A 5,344-nucleotide genomic window follows, 5' to 3' on the forward strand; every position below is an offset into this window, starting at 1 on the left:
GCCACCTTCATGAAAGCCCGAGGTTAAGAGCGTCCATCAGGACCAGGAGATCGTCGACCACGCGGCGGAGGCGTCCGGCAGGTCCAAACCGTCGAGCCAGACCCGTCCCGGAGCGATGAAGTAGCTGCCGGAGCGGTCGCAGCCGTAGTCCGCCAGGACGGCGTGGACACGGTTGCGCAGCAGCGTGCGCAGACACACCAACTGGCAGCGGTGGCGCAGCAGAGCCCGTTGTTGGCGCACCTCCAGCGGGGCGAGCCACGCTTCTGGCAGTAGACCCGCACGGAGCAGCTGGGCGATGGTCGCCGCGTCGACCTTGTCGCTCTTCAGCCGCGCGGAGGTGATGGCCTTGCAACGCAGCGGGTACACCAGGTGCGGCTCGAAGCCGTAGTTCTCCAGCCGTTCCACCAGCCAGCCCCAGCCGTAGGGGGCTCGAGGGCCACCGGGGCTCCGATCGGAAGATCCCCGATCAACGAGAGCACCGTCTCGACTCCCCTGGGCACCTTCCGATTCACCTGCCCGGCACCATCGTGATCAATGGCCACGATCTGCGAGCGCTTGCGGTGCACGTCGATACCGACGGAGACCGACATTGAGGGCCTCCTTTCCGAGCACGTATGGGACCCGAAACCAGAATCCACCGGCTATGCAGGGAAGGGGGCCGGCCCTCATAGGGCCAGGTCAAGCCTCCCCAGGAAGGACCCACACCCAACCCTGGCCCGCCTCGCGAAGCTCTCCGACTCGCCGGCACCATCAACATCGCCGCCGGACTACGACGCAACGCCCGCGCCCTGCGGCGCCCCCCTCACCCTACTCGGCCTCAGGTGATCACGAAACGGACGTCAGCCAACTATGCCGAGGCCCTGGTCGGCCTTGTGACGGGGCGAGTTCGCTCAACGCGGAATGAGCGATAGGCCGGATTCTATTTCGGAGAAGTAGGCGCCACGGGCGGATTTCGCCTGTTTGGCACTGAGACCGGCGCGCACTTTTGTCAGATTCATCGCTTTTGCGGTCGACGCGGGGAGATGCGCGATCAGCTGCGCGTAGACGCATCGCCGTTCGTCAGCGCCGCCAGGGGAGAGACCTATCTCCAGCAGATCCATCCATTCTTTCCAGACAGCTGCCACAAGAAATCCTGTGACGCTCGGGCTCCATGCCTTGTAGACGAGTATCCGCACCCCGGGTTGGGCCTCCCACTGCCGGACCCTGAAATCAACGAAGTCCGGGTGGTCGACCATCGCCTTTCGGCGATGGTGCTCCACGATCAACGGAGCGGCCTGCTTGCGAGCCTCGGACCAAGAAAAGACGGCCGTTCGCACGCCCAGTCGCTGGGAATCGACGACGTCCCTGCGCAGCGTTGACCGTTGTTTCGACAACAGGCTCTTTTCCCAGTCGCCGAAGAGCCGGTCCAGCCTCGCGTCCTGGCCTATCGGAGCACGCAGCAACTTCGTCGGGAGGGCAGCGTTCACCAGGTCCAGTTGGGCCTGAGGGAAGCAGGGGAAATACAGATAGCGGTACTTCTCCGGGTAGCTGGCCCAAATCGCTTGCAGGATCTCTCGGTATACTTCAGGGCTGCGTGCATCGGGGCGCACATGCAGCGAGGACGACACACCGTCGCGACCGCCGACGAGAAGACACTCATCGGTAGTCGGGACGCTGTCGGCGTCCACTAGATGTGGCGTATAGAAAGAATTCGGCCACTTTTTGACCCGTCTGCGGTATACCGGCACAACCGCCAACGGGCGATCCGTGTTGCTGCTGAATGTGTGGTATTCGATCCGCCACCTCCTGTCGCCCTCAAGCGCCAGCAGTCGCCCCCACGCGCCCGCCGGTCCGAGGTCTTTGTCCAGCTCGTCAAAATAATCCGACTCGTCCGCTAACGAGGAGCGAACCTCATGTCGCACGGAAACCTCCTGTGCAGCCATTCCCCGGTCGACGCAATAGTGTAGGAACGCTACCGATCGGCAGCGCACCTGACAAGGAAAACTTCGCACCGGGCCGGGGGCGTCCGCCATAAACGGCTGGACAGAATCGATGTGATCGCTAGAAGTGAACGCCCTCGGGCTGGGCACCGGGGTGACGCACATGGAACTGTTCGATACCGGGGACGGGTTCGTGATCGGTGAGATCTCCTGCCGCCCGGCGGGCGGCGGAATCCTCGACGCGGTGAAAATGAAGCACGGCATCAACCTCTGGCGGGTGTTCATGTACACCGCGCTCGGCCGCCCCGCAGGGGTGAGCGGCCCGGTGGTTCCGCTGCGGGACGAGATCATCGCCGACTGTGACCTGCCGGTGCGGCCCGGCCGTGTGGTCCGTATCTCCACCGCCGACGAATTGGCCCGGGTTCCGGATGTGGTGGAGGTGCGGATGTCCACGCGGACCGGCGACACCATGGGCACCCGGCTGCACTCGGCTTCGACCACCGGCCTGGTGTTCCTGGCGACGGCCGAGGCGGCGCTCGTGCCCCAACGCGTCGAGGACCTGGCTCGCGTCTACGTCCTGGAGGCCAAATCCGAAATAGGTTGACATGCGATGCCTTCACTTCGCGGGAAATGTAAGAAAATCGACATTGCGCTCGACGCCCCCAGGGGCAAAACGGGCATCGATGTATCGAGGTTGACAGCCCCGGAAAGCCGACCGATAGTTGTATAGGCCAGTTGTTCTTTTCTGTTCATTGAAGGGGAATTGAAGTGGGCAAGGATAAGGGAAAACATAGTCCGGTGGAGGGCCTCGAAGAATCGCCGCTCGAGCTGGAGTCTGATGTGGCGGGTGGCGCGCCAGAGTTCGCGAGCCTCTCGCCCGAGTTAGAGCCGTGGCAGGTGGAGAGTATTGCCGCCGAACTCTCCCCTGACATCACTTTTGATGACGTACCGGAATAAACCCGTGTCCGGTGACGCTCGAAAGAAAACCGGTCCGTCGTATCCGCCGCTCTATACACCGTTCAAACTGGCCAGTGGATGGCTGGTGCCGAAGCTTCGCGATTCGCGACTCAGTTCGAACGCGGTGACCGTTGCCTGGGTGATCCTGCTGGTGGTCGCCTCCGTCGCCCTCGCGGCCGGACGCCAGGTCCTGGCCGGTTCCCTCGTTCTCGTCGCCATCCTGTTCGACTGTGTCGATGGTGACCTGGCACGCTCCAGGAACCGGCCCTCGGTCTCCGGCACACTCCTGGAGCAACTCGCACACTGGATCGGCAACATGTCGCTGATCGCAGGGGCGGGCGCGGCCCTCCTCCTCGCGCACCCGCAGGCGGGGAACGTCGCGCTCGTCTCGGCGCTCACCGTGGTCCAGGCCGTCTATATCGCCGTCGTCCGGCAGATACGGCCCGACGCGGCGAACATCTTGGAGCATCCGCGCCTGCGCCGGACGTTCCGGCGGGTCGTGCGGGTCCTGTGGCTGTTATCTCCCATCGAGCTGCCGATCATGGCGGTGCTCATTGCCTTCGGCACCTCCGCAGGCGTTCTCCGCACGCTCGTTATCGTGCTCACGCTGTCCGGCTCGCTGATCTTCGTCCCGCACTTCTTGCTGATCAGGGCCGTTGACCGCCGGAAATGGACACAGCCGGCAGAAGCCACGCCGACACCGGAACGCACGGGAGCCGCCACCCCTCGGCTGCTCGAAGTGGACTGGTGGGTCCCTGGAACGCCGCACCTCCCCGGAGAGGTGCGCGCACTGCTCGGCGGGCAGCCCGTCGCCGCCGGGACTCCGTTCGTGAGTACAGCTCGCCAGGAACTCGACAGGACCCTTCCGGCACTCTTCCGCACCACCGGCCGGGTGCTGCCGCTGGCCTGTCCCGAGGAACTCGCGCTGGAGGCGGTGGTCGGCGCGCTCGGTCGCCTAGGCGATCGGTTCCTCATCGCCGGCGGGCGCTCCGCTGTCCGTCGGTGGCGGCGGGTCGTCGAGCGGCTCGGCATGAAGATCGCGGTTTCGGAGGCCGTGTTCGGTGCGGGCCTGAACAGCACGACGCTGGCCGAGCGACTCGCCCAGGGCCCCCCTCCACGATTCATTCTCCTGGCCATGGCCGATCCCGCAGACGGCACCTTGACCGATCTCCCAGCGGTGCTGCGCGTCCTGCAGGACGTGCCGACGACGGTCATCGCCGATGCCACCCTGAGCTTCTGCGCCGACGACCTGCGGATGGACGAGTGGGGCGTCGACGTCGCCATGTCGTCTTCCGCCAGCGGTGTCATGGCACCGCCGGGCCTCAGCCTGATCGCGCTCGGCCCACGGGCACTCGCCGCGCTGGAGAAGGTGGCGCCCGCACGGCTCGGCGGCTACCTGGACCTGCGCGCCCATCTCGGCAACCGGCCGCCCACACCACCATCGGCGGCATTGCTCGGGCTTCAGCTGTCCGTATCCCTGATCCAGGACTCCGGCCTGGACTCCCACATCGCCCAACGACGGGCCTCCGCGGAGCGCTTCCGACGGCGCTGCGCGGAGCAGGCCGATCTGACGCCTATCGCCGATCTCCGCAGCGCGTCATGTACGGCCTTCGTCCTTCCGGGCGACGTCCGACTGAGTCAACTGCAGGCGAACCTCTTCACCCTGTCCCGGGTCGTGGTTGGGCACGGCCGAACACCCGGCGGTATGACCACGCTGAACGTCGGGCACTCTGGCCGCCGCGGCGCTCACGACATGGACCAGGCCGCTGCGGCGCTCGCCGATGCTCTTCGCATGTCACGCGACGCTGTGTCCGCGTAGATCGGCTCCGACTGGAAACGACTGATCAAGCACCGAATTGCGCAAAACAAGGAGTAATTGTGGAGCAACGTCCAATATACGAGTTCGTCCGCATCGACGAACTGAAGGATGCGGACTCTCCGCGATTGGACGGGGAAGACCTCGATCATATTCGCGTTCTCATGGAGACGGAAACACCACCGATTTTAGTGCACCGGCAGACTATGCGAGTAATCGACGGGATGCACCGTTTGCGTGCGGCCAAGCTCAACGGCAAGCCGAAGATAGAAGTGGAGTTCTTCGACGGTTCCGAGACGGATGCCTTTCTGCGTGCGGTGGAGGCGAACACCGCACACGGCCTTCCACTGGCCATGGCCGATCGGAAATCTGCGGCCCGGCGCATCATCCGGAGCCACCCGGACCTGTCGAACCGGGAGATCGCCCGGTGCGCCGGACTGTCCGACAAGACGGTGGCGGCGATCCGGCGTTCAAGCCCGGATATTCCGCAGTTGAACGTCCGGAAGGGAGCGGACGGAAGAGCCCGCCCGCTCGCCGCGTCCGAGGGGCGGCTGCGTGCGGCCAAGGTGATCGCCGAGCGCCCCGAGGCGACGCTGCGCGAGGTGGCCCGGGAGGCCGGGATCTCGTTAGTACTCCAGCTGTAGATCGTGAT

General features: G+C 65.1%; 6 protein-coding genes. 4 read left to right on the top strand and 2 right to left on the bottom strand.

Annotated features, from left to right (window positions below):
- Positions 1 to 36: 36 nt before the first annotated feature.
- Entirely contained in the window at positions 37 to 408 is a 372-nt protein-coding gene (locus RKE29_RS27605) for a transposase (RefSeq protein WP_312008405.1), read from the bottom strand.
- Positions 409 to 890: 482 nt separating this feature from the next.
- Positions 891 to 1,901, bottom strand: a complete 1,011-nt coding sequence (locus RKE29_RS27610) for a hypothetical protein (protein WP_312008400.1) — start codon at positions 1,899 to 1,901, stop codon at positions 891 to 893.
- Between the two features lie 181 nt (positions 1,902 to 2,082).
- Between RKE29_RS27610 and RKE29_RS27615 the strand changes: the two genes are divergently transcribed.
- The 4 genes from RKE29_RS27615 to RKE29_RS27630 all read left to right on the top strand — a co-directional run bounded on the left by RKE29_RS27615 (position 2,083) and on the right by RKE29_RS27630 (position 5,336).
- The gene (locus tag RKE29_RS27615) at positions 2,083 to 2,523 is read left to right on the top strand and encodes a hypothetical protein (protein ID WP_312008401.1); all 441 of its coding nucleotides are present in this window, start codon (positions 2,083 to 2,085) and stop codon (positions 2,521 to 2,523) included.
- A gap of 164 nt (positions 2,524 to 2,687) precedes the next feature.
- Positions 2,688 to 2,876, top strand: coding sequence for a hypothetical protein (locus RKE29_RS27620; RefSeq protein WP_312008402.1), 189 nt, complete (start codon positions 2,688 to 2,690; stop codon positions 2,874 to 2,876).
- A gap of 4 nt (positions 2,877 to 2,880) precedes the next feature.
- Positions 2,881 to 4,695: an aminotransferase class V-fold PLP-dependent enzyme gene (locus tag RKE29_RS27625; protein WP_312008403.1), complete on the top strand. Its 1,815-nt coding sequence runs from the start codon at positions 2,881 to 2,883 to the stop codon at positions 4,693 to 4,695.
- Positions 4,696 to 4,754: 59 nt separating this feature from the next.
- Positions 4,755 to 5,336: a ParB/RepB/Spo0J family partition protein gene (locus RKE29_RS27630; protein ID WP_312008404.1), complete on the top strand. Its 582-nt coding sequence runs from the start codon at positions 4,755 to 4,757 to the stop codon at positions 5,334 to 5,336.
- Positions 5,337 to 5,344: the final 8 nt, after the last annotated feature.

It is taken from the genome of Streptomyces sp. B1866, from assembly GCF_031932565.1.
GTDB lineage: Bacteria > Actinomycetota > Actinomycetes > Streptomycetales > Streptomycetaceae > Streptomyces.